The following is a 16984-nucleotide window of genomic DNA, read 5'->3' on the forward strand; positions in this document are numbered from 1 at the left end:
TATAGATTGCGTGCGGTGCAGAAGATGGCGAAAAATTGCAGACCTTGATTCGCATCGTTCGTTGTTCCGACGCGATATTCCCCGCGGTGGCGATATGGGCACGGCAACCAGGAGCGTGAGTTCGTCGTTCAGCGTCGTCGGCGTGTTGATCGCCTTCGGCGTCGGCAGTGCGTTGCTGCTGACAACTGGACGACGCAACTATCCCGAGCTCCACACCATCCTGGATACCGGCATAACCCTCATCTCGGGGCTGGTGGCGTTGCTGTTCTGGGATATGGGCGCCCGCGTCCAGCAGCCGCTGTACAAGCGGCTCGCGATCGCTTTCGGTACCGCCTTCGTCCTGGAGTTCCTCCACGTCCTCGTGATCGTGGAATGGTCGGGGGGACTGGCGTTCATCATGGAGTTGCGGGAATTCCTCCGGCCGGCGACGTGGCCGCCCGCGGCGCACATCCTCGCGATCGGCATCCTCGCCGCGATCTGGTCGTCGCGGCGGGATCGGGTCGGGATCCCGGCGTTTACGTTGTTCATGACGATGGTGGCCGTGCTGCTGGTCGTGATCTTCCAGCGCCTTCCGCCATATAGCCCGCCGGGCCTGCTTGGTATCACCCGTCCCGTGCTGATCCTGGCGCCGCCATTGTGGCTCGTCACCTGCATCCTGTGCTGGCGTTTGCGAAGGACGGACCGGATTTTCCGGCCGCTGGCCCTGATGGGCGCCGTCGTTCTGCTTGGCCATTTCGCGATGCTGTATTCGCAGGCACCGCACGATACCGAGGCGATGGTCGCTCACCTCGGCAAGATTTCCGGACGTCTCGTCCTGCTGCTCGCGATGATGCAGATGGCGTCCTCGGACATGCTGGAGCGGATGCGGGCGGAAGCCGAGCTCGCGCGCTTGAACGAGGGGCTGGAACAGCGGGTCGAGGAGCGGACCACGCAGCTCGCGTCCACCAACCTGGCCCTGGAATCCGAGATTCTCGTGCGCCGGCATGCGGAGCAGAAGACTCAGGCCCAGCTCGCCCGGCTCAGTCTCCTGCACCAGATCACGCGCGCGATCGGCGAACGGCAGGATCTCAAGAGCATTTTCCAGGTGGTGATCCGCAGTCTCGAGGACCAGTTGCCGGTGGATTTCGCCTGCCTGTGCTTTCACGATCCCGTCGACCACGTCATGACGGTGGAATGCGTCGGGCTCAAGAGCGGCGCGCTCGCGCTCGAACTCGCGATGCCCGAGCGCGCGCGGATCGACATCGACGAGAACGGCCTGTCGCGCTGCATGCTGGGCCAGCTCGTCTACGAGCCCGACATCGCGCGATCATCCTTCCCGTTTCCGATGCGGCTGGCCCGTGGCGGATTGCGCGCGATGGTGCTGGCTCCGCTCCAGGTGGAGAGCCGGGTCTTCGGCGCTCTTGTTGCAGTACGTAAGGACGAGGGCAGCTTCAGCAGCGGCGAATGCGAGTTTCTGCGGCAGCTCAGCGAACATGTGGCGCTCGCAGCCCATCAGGCGCAACTCCACGGCGCCCTTCAGCAGGCCTATGAGGATCTGCGGCAGACACAGCAGGCCGTAATGCAGCAGGAGCGGCTGCGCGCGCTCGGGCAGATGGCCAGCGGCATCGCCCACGACATCAACAATGCGCTCTCGCCGGTGTCGCTCTATACGCAATCCCTGCTGGAAGCGGAGCCGAACCTCAGCGCACGCACGCGCGACTATCTGGAGACGATCCAGCGCTCGGTCGAGGACGTGGCCCACACGGTCACGCGCATGCGCGAATTCTACCGGCAGCGCGAGCCGCAATTGACGCTGCGGCCGGTCCAGCTCAACGAGCTGGTGCGGCAGGTCGCCGATTTGACGCGGGCGCGCTGGAGCGACATGCCGCAGCTCCGCGGAACCGTGATCACGCTGCGCAACGAGCTCGCCGAGCCGTTGCCCGCGGTCTCCTGCGTCGAAAGCGAAATCAGGGAAGCATTGATCAATCTCATCTTCAACGCCGTCGACGCGCTGCCCAGCGGTGGCACGCTGACATTGCGCACGCGGCTGCTCAGCGGCGGGGGCAGCCAGGACCAGGTGCGGGTCGAGGTCGGTGATGACGGCGTCGGCATGAACGAGGAGACCCGGCGGCGTTGCCTCGAGCCGTTCTTTACCACGAAGGGTGAGCGCGGCACCGGCCTCGGCCTCGCGATGGTCTACGGTGTTGCGAGGCGGCACAATGCCGACGTCGAGGTCGACAGCGCGGTCGGCCGCGGCACAATCGTCTCGCTGAATTTTCCGGTGCCCGAAGCGCCGTCCGCGACGCCGTCCCAGGACAGGCCCGAGACCGCGAGGCCGGCGCGACTGCGGCTGCTGCTGGTCGACGACGACCCGCTGCTGCTCCGGTCGTTGTGCAATACGCTGGAGACCGAGGGACACGTCGTCGTGACCGCCAATGGCGGCGCCGCGGGCATCGCGGCGTTCCACGCCGCCTCGGAGCGCGGCGAGGCCTTCGCGGCCGTCGTCACCGACCTCGGCATGCCGAATGTCGACGGACGCAAGGTGGCGAGCGCGATCAAGAACGCCTCGCCCGCGACACCCGTGATCATGCTGACCGGCTGGGGCAAGCGCCTCACATCCGAGGATGACATTCCGGCGCACGTCGACTATCTCCTTAGCAAGCCGCCGAAGCTGCGTGAATTGCGCGAGGCGCTGGTGCGATGCTGCGGGCCTGATGGCGCGTCAGGCCCGATGGCGGCAGGATAGAGAACAATGCCGACGACGGTTTCGAAGGCCCGCATCCTCGTTGTCGATGACGAAGCGGCGCAGATGAAGGCGCTGTGCGATACGCTGCCGGGCGGCGACTACGAGGCGGTCGGCTTCACGGACGGCCATGCCGCGCTGGCGGAGCTGCGGCGGGCCAGATGCGACCTTCTGCTCGCCGACCTGATGATGCCTGGTATGGACGGCATCACGCTGCTGCGGGCCGCGCAGGAGATTGATCCTGATCTCGTCGGGATCATCATGACCGGCGACGGAACCATCACGACCGCGGTCGAGGCCATGAAGGCGGGCGCGCTCGACTACATTCTCAAGCCGTTCAAGCTGAGTGTCGTCATTCCCGTGCTGGAGCGCGCGCTGGCGGTGCGGCGCCTGCGCCTTGAGAACGCGGAGCTCGCGCAGCGGGTGCGCGAGCGCACCACCGAGCTCGAGGCGGCGAACCGGGAGCTCGAGGCGTTCTCCTATTCCGTCGCGCACGATCTGCGCGGCCCGCTCTCGGTCATTGTCGGCTATGCGGAGACGCTGATCGACGATCACGCCGCCCAATGGCCGGACGGGCCGGGGAAGCTGGTCGGCGCCATCATGGCAAGCGGCGAGCACATGCAGCGCCTGATCGACGGCCTGCTGCGCCTGTCACGGCTCGGCCGCCAGCCGTTGTCGAAGGGGGCGGTCGACACCGGAGCGCTGGTCCGCGAGGTCGTGGACGAATTGCGACGGCAGCATGACCGCCGCGAGGTGACCGTCCATGTCGGCGACATTCCCGCCTGCGTCGGCGATCAGGCCCTGCTGCGCCAGGTGCTCGTCAACCTGCTCGCCAACGCCTTCAAGTTTACCCGGGCCCGCGAGAAACCGCTGATCACGGTGATCGGCTGGACCGAGGCCGGCGAGCGAATCTACTGCGTGCGGGACAACGGAGCCGGCTTCGACATGCAGCAGGCGGACAAGCTGTTTTCGGCGTTTCAGCGGTTCCACGATTCCGATCAATACGAGGGCACGGGGATCGGCCTCTCGATCGCATCGCGCATCGTGCAGCGCCATGGCGGGCGCATCTGGGCCACGGCCGAGATCGGCAAGGGAGCGGCGTTCTATTTCAGCATTCCGGACTGAGATGGGCGCCAAGCGCCGAATTCGATCTTGATTTGCGTCAATGTTGCTGCCGGCGCGGGCTGCTCTGCTGGCTGTTGTCCAGGCTTGGCGCGTGCTATCCTAAAGATGCGCCTGGGGCTTCGCATGCAGGAGTAGCCGCCATGACAAGTGCTTCCGATACGTCCCATCCTTCAAGTCTCGGCTCGGGCATCGCGGCGCTGCATGCCAAATGGGGCTGGATCGTCGCGCTCGGGCTCGTCTATCTCATCGCCGGCTTCGTCGCGCTCGGCAGCATGGTGATGGCGACCGTAGCGAGCGTAATCGTGGTCGGCGCGATGATGATCGTCGCCGGGGTCACCGAGGTGATCGGCGCGTTCCAGATGAAGAGCTGGGGCAAGTTCGCGATCTGGGCCTTGCTCGGGGTGCTCTACATCGTCGCGGGCTTCCTGACCTTCGAGAACCCGCTGTTCGCGGCCGCGCTGCTCACTCTGTTCCTGGGCGCCTCTCTTCTCGCCTCCGGCGCGGTCAGGCTGTTCCTCGCCTTCAGCATGAAGCGCGAAAGCCCGTGGGTGTGGGTGGCGCTGTCGGCCGTTATCACACTGCTGCTGGGGCTCTTGATCCTGGCGCGCTGGCCGGTCAACAGCGTCTATATCCTCGGCCTGTTCCTCGGCATCGACCTGATCATGGCGGGCGCAGGCTGGGTGAGCCTGGGCTTCAGCTTGAAGCGACGCGGCTAGCTACCAGCAACTCGACGCAAGACCGTCTTGCGGAACTCCGCTGATCTGGCGCGCTGACAAGAAGCAGCACGCCGCGTCGTCGCCTTGCGCGGACGATCATCACCGGGGAGAAACCATGAAAGCCGCTTTGGCCCTGGCCGCAGCGCTGGCTGCCGCCTGTCTGTCCACGCCAGTCTCAGCACAGAAATCCTACGGTCCCGGCGTCACCGACACCGAGATCAAGATCGGCAACACCATGCCCTATAGCGGCCCCGCATCGCCGCTCGGCATCACCGGCAGGGTCATTTCGGCCTATTTCGACGAGGTCAACGAGAAGGGCGGGGTCAACGGCCGCAAGCTGAATCTTCTGTCGCTGGACGACGCCTTCTCGCCGCCGAAGACCATGGAAGCGACGCGGCGGCTGGTCGAAGGCGATGGCGTCGCCTTCATCTTCGCGACCATGGGCACAGCGCCGAGCTCGGCGATCGCAAAATATCTCAACAGCAACAAGGTGCCGCAGCTGTTTTTGATCAGCTCGGCCTCGAAGTGGAACGATCCCGCCAACATGCCGTGGTCGATGGCGCTGCCCTGGGCGCCGAACTACACCAGCGAGGCTGCGATCGACGTCGCCTATGCCCGCGCCAAGAACCCGAATGCGCGTTTTGCGGTGCTCTATCAGAACGACGACGCCGGCAAGGAATATTTTCGCGGTGTCAAGGAAGCACTTGGTGCAGATGCCGACAAGGCGATCGCGATGGCCTCGAGCTTCGAGGTGACTGATCCGACCGTCGATTCCCAGGTGCTGACGCTCGCCAACACCAAGGCCGACGTGTTCATGATTTACTCTGTGACGCCGCGCGCCTGCGCGCAGGCGATCCGGAAAGCGCACGAAGTCGGCTGGCAGGCGACGCGCTTCCTCGCCTCCGGCTGCGCCAACAAGGCGACCGTGATGGTGCCGGCCGGTCTCGATGCCGGCAAGGGCGTGCTGTCGCTCGGCTCGCTAAAACCGTTCGTCGAGCAGCCGAAGGACGATCCGGCGATGATGGCCTATATCGACTTCATGAAGAAGCGCCTGCCCAATGCCGACATCAACAACGTCGCCGGCCTCTATGGCTACACTGTTGCCGAGGCGCTGGTGGTCCTGCTCAAGCAGTGTAAGGACAATCTGACGCGCGAGAACATCATGGCGCAGGCGTCCAACTTGAAGAACGTGCCGCTGTCGCTCTTGATGCCCGGCATCACGCTCAACACCACGCCGCAGGATTTCCGCCCGATCAAGGACGGCTATATCCTCCAGTTCGACGGCAACGATTGGGTCGTGGCCAGCGAGTTGTTGCGGGGGACGTGAAACGGAGAAGCGAGTGCCGCAGAGATGGTGCACCCTATCCCCTTGTGGGAGAGGGTGGATCGTATCGAGGATGCGAGCCGGGTGAGGGGTTTCTCTCCGCGAGTCGAATTTCTATTTGAGCTCGCGGATACAACCCCTCATCCGGCGCTTCGCGCCACCTTCTCCACAAGGGGAGAAGGGAAGAGGAGACCACCATGGACTTTCAACACTCCGTCCGTTCGCTGGAATTGCAGGAGCGCGTCCGCCAGTTCATGCGGACGCATATCGAGCCGGTCGAGGAGCTCTATTACGAGCAGGTGAAGCCGGAGGCCGCGCGCTACAAGACGCCCCAGGTTTTGCGAGACCTGAAGCGGCTGGCGCGCGAGCAGGGGCTCTGGAACCTGTTCCTGTCAGGCGAGCATGGTCCGGGCCTCACCAATCTCGACTACGCGCCGGTGAAGGAGATCATGGGCCGCATCCTCTGGGCGCCCGAAGTGTTCAATTGCTCGGCGCCCGATGTCGGCAACATGGAGGTGCTGGCGAATTACGGCACGCCTGCGCAGCAGGAGCGGTGGCTGAAGCCGCTTTTGGAGGGGCGCATCCGCTCCGGCTTCTCGATGACGGAGCCGCAGGTCGCCTCCAGCGATGCCACCAACATTCAGTGCCAGATCAAGCGCGACGGCGGCGACTACGTCATCAACGGCCGAAAATGGTTCACGTCAGGCGCGATGAACGAGGATTGCGAGATCCTGATCGTGATGGGCAAGACCGCGCCTGACGATCCCGACCGCCACCGCCAGCAATCCATGATCCTGGTGCCGAAGGCGACGCCCGGCGTCCGCATCATCCGCGACATGCTGACTTACGGCTATGACGACGCGCCGGTCGGCCACCCCGAGATCTTCTACGAGAACGTCCGCGTGCCCGCGGAAAACATCCTGCTCGGCGAGGGCCGCGGCTTCGAGATTGCGCAAGGCCGGCTCGGCCCCGGCCGCATCCACCATTGCATGCGGCTGATCGGCTGCGCCCAGCGCGCGCTCGAATTGATGTGCCAGCGCTCGGTGTCTCGCACAGCCTTCGGCAAGCCGCTCGCCGAGCAGGGTTCGGTGCGCGAGGACATCGCGCACTCCTTCTGCGAGATCGCGCAGGCGCGGCTCTTGACGCTGCAAGCCGCCGACAAGATGGACCGGGAAGGCAACAAGGCCGCGCGCGACCTGATCGCGGCGGCGAAGATCGTGGTGCCCAGCATGGCCGCGCGCGTGATCGACCGCGCCATCCAGATCCACGGCGCCGCCGGCGTCTCGCAGGATACGTTCCTCGCGCGCGCCTACGTCTACGCCCGCTTCATCCGCATCGGCGACGGGCCGGACCAGGTGCATCTGGCTGCGGTCGGCAAGGAACTGATCAAGCGCGGCGGAGTGATGGCGGAGTAGGCTGTGGCTAGAGCCTCCTGTTGCCGATCAACACTAGGCAACATGTCCTGCAGTCGCGCGCTATTGCGGTTTTCGCGGACATTGCGCAATGCGCTTTTACCGCCGAGCACGTAAGACTCCGGGAGTCGAGACCCGCGAACTCCCGGAGTCATGTTGCTGACGCAATCCCTGTCTTAGACGGCGACAACGAAAACACTACTGGGACCGCTCTGGTTCCCACCGGTTCCGCAGCCAAGGGGTTGGCTCGAATCCGCAAACGATTGGCGCAAGTTCGAAACGCTTCCGCGTTCGCTTGACCATGTTTCGCGGCATCGGGAACCGGACGATCGAGAAAATCAAAGGAGATATGATGGTGTTCCGCTCGAGCGCCGCAATTTGCGGCGCCCTGATGGCGATTGCCGTTTCTGCTACCGTGGCACGAAGTGAAACAAGTGGGGTTCATTCAAGCGTCGCCGATGCCGCCTCCGGGGGGGCGATCGTTGGCGCAGCATCGACGTATAATCCGTTCAAGCCCGGCAAGGAGGAGGGCGGCCCGAGCACGGCCTCCGGCGAGCGTTATGATCCCGAGGTCTGGACGGCTGCCATCAAGACGAGCTTGCGTCAGAAATTTGGTGGAGTCCAATTCGGGGCGAGACCGAAATTTGCTCTGGTCGAGGCCGTCGGCAAGAAGGTCATCGTCAAGATCAATGACGTGGGGCCGCTCAAGCCCGGCCGCATCATCGACCTCAATGAGCGGACGATGCGCCATTTCGATCCGGGCATGGATCTTGGAGTCATTCCTGACGTCACAGTCACGCCGTTGTCCGGCGACGATTGGACTCCCGGGCCGGTCGGCTGAGGAGTTACGGCACTCCGGGAGTGCGGAAACGACGGCGGGGCAGGGGGACAGTCCGGCCCCGCGTTTCCACGCCCCCTGGGCCGCGAAACTGCATTGTTTCGGGCCGTTACGTCATCGGTTCAGATCATTGTAGTACAATAGTAACGACTACCGATTGAGAGTAGCGCCGAGCACGCCACGGCAGGTCCGCGCAGGTGAATGAAAATAGATCGCTTCCGCCGGAACAGAGGTCTTTTGCCGACGTCGCAACTGGCGGGCGCACCCCCGGCATGCCGGGACGTCATTCCGGCCTGAACCAGCGTTGGATTGTCGTGGCCGCGATCCTCCTGACGGCCTTGCTTGTTCAAATACCCGTCGTTCTCAATCCGGATTTGAGCTGCCTGCTTTCTGAAGGAGAGCAAATTCTGGATGGCCGAAAGCTCGGAGTCGACGTCTTCGAGCTGAACCCGCCGCTATCGGTTTACCTGTACATGCCCGCGGCGCTGCTCGCGCGAATGACCGGTATTGCGCCCGAGATCATCGTGATCATCCTGGTGATGATCGAGATCGTTGGCGCGCTCGTGATGATCGATCGCGCCGCTGCGGTGGCGAAGTTGGGAGCCGGAGAGAGAAGTACTTCAACGTGCTTGCTCGCTTTTTTGTTCGCAGTCCTTCCTTGCGCCGTATTCGGGCAGCGTGAGCACATAGCCGTCATTGCCCTGACCCCCTTTGTCGCCATCACTGCGATCCGCTGGCGCGGCCTTTCACCCGGACTGGTTGCGATCCTGGCAGGACTGAGTGCCGGGCTGGCCATCAGCATCAAGCCCTACCTTGCTCTCGTGGCAGGCCTTCCGATCATCCTTGGCGTCATCCGCCAACGTTCTCTCAGGCCCTTGTTCACCCCTGAAGCGTGTGCAGCCGCTGCGATCGTCATCGGCTACGGGGCGGTGGTCGTGATCGTCTTTCCCGCTTATCTGTTCACCTATGCCCCGATGGTCGCTGCCACCTATCTGGCAATGAGGAAGGATCTGGCTGGTCTGCTTCCTTTCCCGATCGTCGTGATCACGGCTTCCATTGCGTTTCTGCGCCAGGTCGCTCCGCAAGGCCTCAAAATGGAAGGCGACGCAATCCCGTGGCTGGCCGCAGCCATTGGCGGGGCCGTGAGTTTCGTCCTTCAAGGCAAGGGCTGGACATACACGGCCTACGCGTTTTGCATGTTTGCGATTGCCGCGCCGTTGCTGCATGTTCGCACCAAGACATTGCCGGTGTCGGTCAAGATCGGCGGCTTTGTTGGCGTTGTGCTGATCGGGCTCTGTTTGTCGCTGTCACGCCAGGAATTTCCGCCGCTGGAGCGGCATATCCAGGCACTTGCCAAGCACCCGCGGCTGCTCACGATCACCGATCACGTCGCGCTGGGACATCCGCTCGTTCGTCAGATCGATGGGATTTGGGTGGGCAGTTCGTGTGTGCAACTGCTGACGGCCGGCGCAATGCTGGTCCAGAACAGCTCGCAGCCAACTCGGGAAGAGCGAGCAAAACTGGACAGCATCATCGATTTCGAGCGGCGGCAGTTGTTGGCAGACCTGCGAAACGGCCGCCCGGATGTGATTCTCGTGGATACCTATTTGCAGAGCACGGTCCCGTTCGATTGGTTGGCTTGGGCCAATGCAGATCCCGAACTCCAAACAGAGTTGAGCCGCTATCGCGAAGTCGAGGATGTTGGCCGCGTTCGAATCCTTGTCGATCAGTCCGGCGCGCGCTAGCCGCGCTTTCGTCGCGGCTCGTGATGGCGTAGCGCGTCGACGATCACCTTGAATGCCGCCGAGTTCTGCCGCGAGGTCGGATAATAGATGTAATAGCCGTCGAATTTCGGCGACCAGTCGTCGAGCACGATGACGAGCTCCCCGGACCTGACTCGCGGCGCCACCATGTCTTCAGGGAGATAGGCGATGCCGAAGCCCTTGACGGCGGCGTCGATCATCGCGCCGGACTCGTTGAAGGTCAGCTGCCCCTCGACACGCACCCTGAGGTCGGGACCATTTTTTGCGAACTCCCAGACATAATGACCGCCGGCCGCCGCGCGCCGCTTGATGCAGACGTGCGTCAGCAGGTCTTGCGGATGCTTCGGCTTCGGATGCTGTTTCAGATAGGCCGGCGAGGCGACCGCGACGAGCCGCCAGTCCGGACCGATCCGCACCGCGATCATGTCCTTCTCCACGCTCTCGCCGAGGCGGATGCCGGCATCAAAACCGTCCTCGACGATGTTGCGGAAGGCCGTGTCGAGACTGAACTCGACCTTGATGTCGGGGTACTTCTTCAGCACCGGCGCCAGTTTTGGCCAGACCACCTTGTCCAGCGCATGGTCCGAGAGCGTGATCCGGATGGTGCCCGACGGCGTGTCGCGCAGCGACATCAGCGCGGCGATATCGCGCTCGATCTCCTCGATGCGGGGCGCAACCGATTGCAAAAGCCGCTCGCCCGCCTCGGTCAGGCCGACGCTTCGGGTGGTGCGGGTGAGGAGCCGCAAGCCCATCTGCGATTCCAGCCGCTTGATCGTATGGCTGAGCGTCGACTGCACGACGCCCAGCTTCGCTGCGGCCTTCGTAAAACTGCGCTCGCGGGCAACCGCCACGAAAGCCAGCAAATCGTTGAAATCCTGCGCTGCCATGGCCGTCACTATTCATGGTCCAGATCGATTAATGCAAGCAAATTATAGCGGATAATCGAATGCCGTCCGGGGCTCTATGTGTTGCCGTGAACAGCGCCAGCCTGGGCGCTTGCCAACATATGGATCCCCGATGGTCGTCACCGCCGACCAAGACACAACGCAGCCAAAGGCCGCGTGGAGCGCAGTTTTCGCGCTGTCGCTTTGCGCCTCGATGCTGGTGGCATCCGAATGGATGCCCGTGAGCCTGCTCACGCCCATCGCGGACAGTCTGGATTTGACCGAGGGGCAGGCCGGGCAGGCCATCTCGATATCCGGCCTGTTCGCCATCCTCACCAGTCTCTTCATCTCGGCCGCAACGCGCGGGATCGATCGCCGCACCGTCTTGCTGTGGCTCACCGGCGTCACGCTGGTCTCGGGCATCGTCGTGGCCTTCGCGCCCAATTACCCGCTGTTCATGGCTGGGCGCGCGCTCGTCGGCGTGGCCGTCGGCGGCTTCTGGTCGATGTCCGCCGCAACCATGATCCGTATCGTCAAGGCCAGGGACGTGCCGCGCGCACTCGCGGTCCTCAATGGCGGCAATGCGCTCGCAACGACGATTGCCGCGCCTCTCGGCAGCTTCCTCGGCCAGTACATTGGCTGGCGCGGCGCGTTCTTTTGCGTCGTGCCGGTTGCCGCGCTGACGCTGATTTGGCAATTCGTCACGCTGCCGGAGATGCCGAGCCGGGAGCGCGCAAGCGCGACCGCGGCATTCAAGGTCCTGCGCCGTCCCGGCGTGCCTTACGGCATGCTCGCGGCGGCGCTGTTCTTCCTAGGACAGTTCTCGCTCTTCACGTATTTGCGCCCCTTCTTCGAAACGGTGACGCGTGTCGACGTCACAACCATTTCGGCGTTGCTGCTCGTGATGGGCGTTGCCGGTCTTGTCGGCACGTCACTCATTGGGTTCGTCATCCGCCAACGCCTTTATGCGTCTCTCATCGTCATGCCCTCAGCCATGGCCGTGATTGCCGTTGCGCTGATGGCGTTCGGCTCCTCGCTTGCCGCGACGGTGGCACTGATGTTCCTGTGGGGATTCATCGGCACGGCGGCGCCCGTGGGCTGGTGGACGTGGGTCAGCAATGCACTGCCTGACGACGCGGAAGCGGGCGGCGGCCTGATGGTCGCAGTGGTTCAGCTCGCCATCACCATGGGCGCCGCAGGCGGCGGCGTGCTGTTCGACGACGGCGGTTATCGGGCCACCTTTCTGTTCAGCGCCGTCATCCTCGCGCTCTCGTCCTTGGTCATCTTGATCGGAGCCCTTCGTCGCAGGGCAAGAGCTGACGCGCCATGCGCCGCCTGCGTGCCGGCAAGCCAGGCCTTGTGATCGTCTCAAGGAGCACAACATGCAAATTCGGCAAGCAGGCTCGCAACCATCAGTCCAGGCTCCGGTTGAATATTTCACGGGCACGGTCCGTATCGACCCGTTGTTCCCTGCCGTCGACCGTCTCGCGTCGCCGGCAATCACGTCACCTTCGAGCCCGGGGCGCGCACGGCGTGGCACACGCATCCGTTCGGTCAGACGCTGATCGTGACCTCAGGCCTCGGCCGCGTGCAGCGTTGGGGCGGACCGGTCGAAAACATCCGCCCGGGCGACGTGGTGTCGTTTGAACCGGGCGAGAAGCACTGGCACGGCGCGTCGGCGACGTCTGCCATGAGCCATATCGCGATTCAGGAATCGCTCGACGGCAACCCGGTCACATGGATGGAACGGGTGACGGACGAGCAGTACGGCGCCCCGCCGCCAAAGGAGCATGACAATGAAAGCAACCGTCCTCCACGGACCCGGCGATATCCGCTACGAAAGCGTCAACGATCCGAAGATCATTCATCCAACTGATGCCATCATCAAGCTGTCGGCCACCTGCATCTGCGGCTCCGATCTCTGGCCCTATCGCGGGCTCTAGCCGAGCGAAGGCCCTGCGCATATGGGCCACGAATATTGCGGCGTGGTCGTCGAAATTGGCAGCGCGGTACGGACCGTCAGGCCCGGCCAGTTCGTCGTCGGCTCGTTCTGCCTGTCGGACAATACCTGCCCGCATTGCAAATTCGGTTTCCAGTCGTCGTGCGAGCAGCGTGAATTCATGTCGGGCGCGCAAGCTCCCTACGCGCGCGTTGCGCTCGCCGATGGCACGTTGGTGGCGACCCCGGAAATGCCGGGACGCGATCTCATCCCGCATCTGCTCGCGACGTCAGACGTGCTCGGCACCGGCTGGTACGCCGCGGACGCCGCGAATGTGAAGCAAGGCTCGGTGGTTGCGGTGGTCGGCGACGGCGCGGTCGGCCTCATGGGTGTGCTCGCAGCGAAAGAGATGGGCGCGGAGCGCATCATCGCCATGAGCCGCCACAAGACGCGGCAGGACCTCGCCAAAGCGTTCGGCGCGACCGATATCGTCGTCGAGCGGGGCGCAGAGGGCATCGCGCGCGTCAAGGAACTCACGCGAGGCGTCGGCGCCGATTCGGTGCTCGAATGCGTCGGCACGCAGGAAGCGATGTCACAGGCCCTCGAATGCGCACGCCCCGGCGGCAGCATCGGCTATGTCGGCGTTCCCCATGGGGTGACCTTCGAAGGCCAGGCCTTGTTCTTCGGTCAGCGGAGCATGCTGGGCGGTCCTGCTCCGGTGCGGCGGTTCCTGCCCGACCTGATGGACCGCGTGCTCAACGGGCGCATTCAGCCGGGCAAGGTGTTCGATCTTACGCTGCGGATCGAACAAGTGGCAGAAGGCTACAAGGCGATGGACCAGCGCCGCGCGATCAAGACGCTGCTGATGGTGTAGTGTCACATCGCCTCGTGCCGGCTCGGTCCGTTCGCCGCGCCTGGATCAGATCGCGGGTCGAAGCGGCCTGAATGCGGTGCGCAGTTCGGCGGAAAAAAGCTCCGGCTGCTCCCAGGCTGCAAAATGACCGCCTTTGTCGACCTCGTGGAAGTAGACCAGCCTGCGATAGGCGCGCCGGGCCCACGTCTCCGGGGCTTGATAGCTCTCGCCGGGAAAGACGGTAATGGCGACCGGAAGCGAGATCTCCGCGGTCTTCTCCGGGCCGGCAAGCGCGGGACTGCGTCCGCCGTATTCCCAGTAGAGTCGCGCCGACGAGGCCGCGCTGTTCGTCAGCCAGTAGAGCGTGACGTCGTCCAGCACTTCGTCGGGGGACTTTTCAGGGTCGGTGCCGTCATAGGTCCAGTGCGTGAAGCCGGGGTGACCGAGCATCCAGGCCGCCAGGCCCGCCGGAGAATCCGTCAAGCCGTAGCCGATCGTTTGCGGCCTCGTCCCCATCATCACCGCGTAGGACCGGTTGCCCATCTTGGCGGCCGCGGTGAAGGCGTCGAACGCCGCGCGCTCCTTCTTGGACAGGCCCGCAGGAGCCGGGCCGCCGGCGGCGAGGATCGCGGCGATGTCGGGCGGCACGATCGCCGGCAGGTTGATGTGGATGCCAAGCAAGCCTGCCGGCGCCAGCCGCGCCATCGCGCCTGAGACGGGCGAACCCCAGTCGCCGCCCTGGGCGACATAGTGGGTGTAACCCAGGCGCTTCATCAGTTCTGCCCAGATGCGCGCCGTGCGCTCGGGGCCCCAGCCGGTATCCTTCGGTTTGCCCGAGAAACCATAGCCGGGCATCGATGGGATCACGACGTCGAACGCGTCTTCGGACCGCCCGCCATGCGCCGTTGGATTTGTCAGCGGATCGATCACCTTGAGCTGCTCGAACACCGATCCCGGCCAGCCATGGGTGATGATGACAGGGAGCGCATTGGGATGCCTGGAGCGGACATGGATGAAATGAATGTCGATCCCGTCGATATCGGTGATGAATTGCGGAAGCGCATTCATCCTGGCTTCGATCTTCCGCCAGTCGTACTGCGTGCCCCAATAGTGCACGAGCGGCTGGAGCTTCGCCAATGGGATACCCTGGGACTGATCGGAAACAGTTTCGCGGTCAGGCCATCGCGTCGCCAGCACACGACGGCGAAGCTCGACGAGATCGGCTTCGGGGACATCGATGCGGAAGGGGCGAATTGCGCTCTCGCTGGCCGCCGACGCTCCGCGCACGGGAAACAGGCTCGCGGAAATCGCCGCTGCAACTCCAATCGCTGCGGTGCCCAGCAGCGCGCGCCGCCCGCTGTCGATGATGATTCCGGAGTTGGACGACGAGTTGGATGACATGGGCATGGGACTGCCTCCTGGCTTCAGGCGATCGGTCCCTGCGGGGCAGGACAGTCCTTCGTCTGGCTCTGCAACATGGCCCCGAAGCTCGCCAATAGCTCGTTAGGCGTTGTTAGTTGCTGTGAGACGTTCTGACCGCTGCCGGGCATGGCGAGGCAAGACAAGCTCAGCATTGCTGTCCATGTCTGCTCACGAGGGGGAAGCGGATGTCCGGGGCTAGCAGCGGCACTCGTCTGTTGACCCAAGCCGCGCTCGTCCGAAGCGACATGTTGTCGACTCATCCTCGTCATCATCCGTTCAAAATCCGTCGCTAGTCTTCCACTCGACGATTGGTTCGCCGGATGTACGCGGGCCACATCGCAAGCCCTGGCATCCGTGCTGGGGTTTTTCGTTTGGCATCGCGGGATGAGCCGAGATGCCAACCGAAGCCGAGGGGGAGATTCAACCCGGCGGGAGTTCGTCAAGCGGCCAGATCGGACGGCGGACCTTTCGGTAGGACAGCTTGGTGTGATCATTGGTGGCAAGGCCGCCGCTATCGGCCAGGATCACCTCCTTGGCCATCGGGCCGAAGGCAGCCCGGAAGTGGTGTGCGGACTTGACCGCGACGATTCGGAATTGAGCCGGTTCTGCTCCGAGGATTCGGAACATTTCCTGGTCATAGGTCTGCAGCGTGTTGGTCGAAATCGCGATCGAGATCCCGTTGACCTCGAGCAAGGCCGTGGGGCCGAGCGTCATCGGCTGACCGGCATTCATCGGCCCCTCGCATACGAAGGCGCCGTCCGACAGGCCGGTCACCCGCCCGGTCAGCGTGAGCGGAGGTCCGTAGCTGGCGGGATGGCGCTTGGCGCCGACAACGACATCCACGCTGGCTCCGAGACCTGCGGCATGGCAGCGCGCCGCGGCTTCGCCGTCGCCGAGGACGCCGAAGAGCACGCTTCGGATTTCGGCCTGTAGCAGCGCCTCCAGCAGGCGGACACCATCGCCGTAGGCGCCCGAACCCGGGTTGTCGCTGAAGTCGGCGATCACGAAGGGACGGGTATCCGCGACATCGGCTGCGGCTGCGACTGCAAGCTGCGTTGCGGTCGGCAAGTCGAGCGGCGTGACGGTGACTTCGGCGCGCCGGCGGACCATCTCGTCATGGAGCGCGGCCGCGGCCTGCCGCGCGGCCGCTTCGGCGGCGTTGTGGGAGGCATCGTAGGTCACCTGAACGCTGGGGCCAACCTCGGCAATGTCCGCGCGGCTGAAGCCCGCGCAGACATCGACGGACAGGAGGCCCGGCGTTTGCGCCTGCATGTCCGCGGCGCGCGCCAGCAAATCGCTCATCACGCCGCCCTGGGTTCGGCCGTGATTGCATCCGTCGAGCAGGGCTCCCTGCAAGCGGAAGACTTTCGGGCGGATCGTGCCGTCCATCGCCGATTGCAGCAGTTCGGCGGCGCGGAACGCCGTCTCATACTGGTCGATGTGCGGGTAGGTGCGGTAGGGCAGCATGATGCTGGCCAGCCGGCCCATGCGCTCAGTGACGTTGGCATGCAGATCGAGCGTCACCGCGATCGGGATCGTGTCGCCGAGACGCTTACGCAATCCGTCGAGCAGCGCCCCCTCGGCGTCGTCGTCGGTCTCGGTCACCATCGCGCCGTGCAATGCGAGGATGACGCCGTCGAGCGGCCCGGTTTCGCAGGCATCATAGACCAGGCGCTGCAACTCGGCCCAGCACGCGGCCGTCACCTTGCCCGATGGAGTGGCCGCGGCGGCGAGCGGCTGCACCAGCGTCCAGCCGTAATTTTTGGCTGCGGCCAGATGCGCGGCGATCTCCATCCTGGTATCGGCCAGCGCCGCGGCGATCTCGCCATCAAGCAGAAATAGCCGCTTGCGATAGTCTTCCAGCGTCGTCGGAATGATTGAGAAAGTGTTGGTCTCGTGGGCGACTTGCGCCGAGAGAACGCGCCGCGTCTGGCTCATGGGATTCCTTCTTGGTCTTGCTTCATACAATCTGGCGAAAGGTCATAT

11 protein-coding genes and 2 pseudogenes are annotated in these 16984 nt (G+C 64.2%); 10 read left to right on the forward strand and 3 right to left on the reverse strand.

Going from position 1 to position 16984, the window contains the following annotated elements; all coding sequences use genetic code 11:
- Window positions 1-115: 115 nt before the first annotated feature.
- The 7 genes from B5V03_RS08540 to B5V03_RS08570 all read left to right on the forward strand — a co-directional run bounded on the left by B5V03_RS08540 (window position 116) and on the right by B5V03_RS08570 (window position 9882).
- Window positions 116-2725, forward strand: coding sequence for an ATP-binding protein (locus B5V03_RS08540; RefSeq protein WP_206736129.1), 2610 nt, complete (start codon window positions 116-118; stop codon window positions 2723-2725).
- A gap of 6 nt (window positions 2726-2731) precedes the next feature.
- Window positions 2732-3847, forward strand: a complete 1116-nt coding sequence (locus tag B5V03_RS08545) for a sensor histidine kinase (protein ID WP_129269105.1) — start codon at window positions 2732-2734, stop codon at window positions 3845-3847.
- A 140-nt stretch (window positions 3848-3987) separates the two neighbouring features.
- Window positions 3988-4563, forward strand: a complete 576-nt coding sequence (locus tag B5V03_RS08550; protein ID WP_129269107.1) for an HdeD family acid-resistance protein — start codon at window positions 3988-3990, stop codon at window positions 4561-4563.
- 115 nt (window positions 4564-4678) lie between these two features.
- Window positions 4679-5890, forward strand: coding sequence for an ABC transporter substrate-binding protein (locus B5V03_RS08555; protein ID WP_129269109.1), 1212 nt, complete (start codon window positions 4679-4681; stop codon window positions 5888-5890).
- A 194-nt stretch (window positions 5891-6084) separates the two neighbouring features.
- A complete protein-coding gene (locus B5V03_RS08560) occupies window positions 6085-7302 on the forward strand; it encodes an acyl-CoA dehydrogenase family protein (RefSeq protein ID WP_129269111.1) in 1218 nt (405 codons plus the stop codon).
- A gap of 346 nt (window positions 7303-7648) precedes the next feature.
- Window positions 7649-8140 (forward strand): septal ring lytic transglycosylase RlpA family protein, encoded by a 492-nt coding sequence (locus B5V03_RS08565; protein WP_349643388.1) that lies wholly within the window; start codon window positions 7649-7651, stop codon window positions 8138-8140.
- 269 nt (window positions 8141-8409) lie between these two features.
- Window positions 8410-9882 (forward strand): hypothetical protein, encoded by a 1473-nt coding sequence (locus tag B5V03_RS08570; RefSeq protein ID WP_245502184.1) that lies wholly within the window; start codon window positions 8410-8412, stop codon window positions 9880-9882.
- Here B5V03_RS08570 and B5V03_RS08575 read toward each other — a convergent pair.
- Window positions 9879-10787, reverse strand: coding sequence for a LysR family transcriptional regulator (locus B5V03_RS08575; RefSeq protein ID WP_129269113.1), 909 nt, complete (start codon window positions 10785-10787; stop codon window positions 9879-9881). The two genes, B5V03_RS08570 and B5V03_RS08575, sit on opposite strands and share 4 nt — an antisense overlap.
- Before the next feature lie 130 nt (window positions 10788-10917).
- Between B5V03_RS08575 and B5V03_RS08580 the strand changes: the two genes are divergently transcribed.
- The 3 genes and pseudogenes from B5V03_RS08580 (at window position 10918) to B5V03_RS08590 (ending at window position 13597) form a co-directional block, all read left to right on the forward strand.
- Window positions 10918-12147, forward strand: a complete 1230-nt coding sequence (locus B5V03_RS08580) for an MFS transporter (RefSeq protein ID WP_129269115.1) — start codon at window positions 10918-10920, stop codon at window positions 12145-12147.
- 19 nt (window positions 12148-12166) lie between these two features.
- A pseudogene (locus B5V03_RS08585) lies at window positions 12167-12552 on the forward strand ((R)-mandelonitrile lyase); the annotation flags it as partial.
- 28 nt (window positions 12553-12580) lie between these two features.
- Window positions 12581-13597: pseudogene (locus B5V03_RS08590) on the forward strand (zinc-dependent alcohol dehydrogenase family protein).
- A gap of 45 nt (window positions 13598-13642) precedes the next feature.
- On the opposite strand, the gene B5V03_RS08595 reads toward B5V03_RS08590, so the two are convergent.
- Entirely contained in the window at window positions 13643-14983 is a 1341-nt protein-coding gene (locus B5V03_RS08595; protein ID WP_129269116.1) for an epoxide hydrolase family protein, read from the reverse strand.
- 435 nt (window positions 14984-15418) lie between these two features.
- A complete protein-coding gene (locus tag B5V03_RS08600; RefSeq protein ID WP_129269118.1) occupies window positions 15419-16936 on the reverse strand; it encodes a M81 family metallopeptidase in 1518 nt (505 codons plus the stop codon).
- Window positions 16937-16984: the final 48 nt, after the last annotated feature.

This window comes from Bradyrhizobium betae, assembly GCF_004123905.1.
Lineage (GTDB): Bacteria > Pseudomonadota > Alphaproteobacteria > Rhizobiales > Xanthobacteraceae > Bradyrhizobium > Bradyrhizobium betae_A.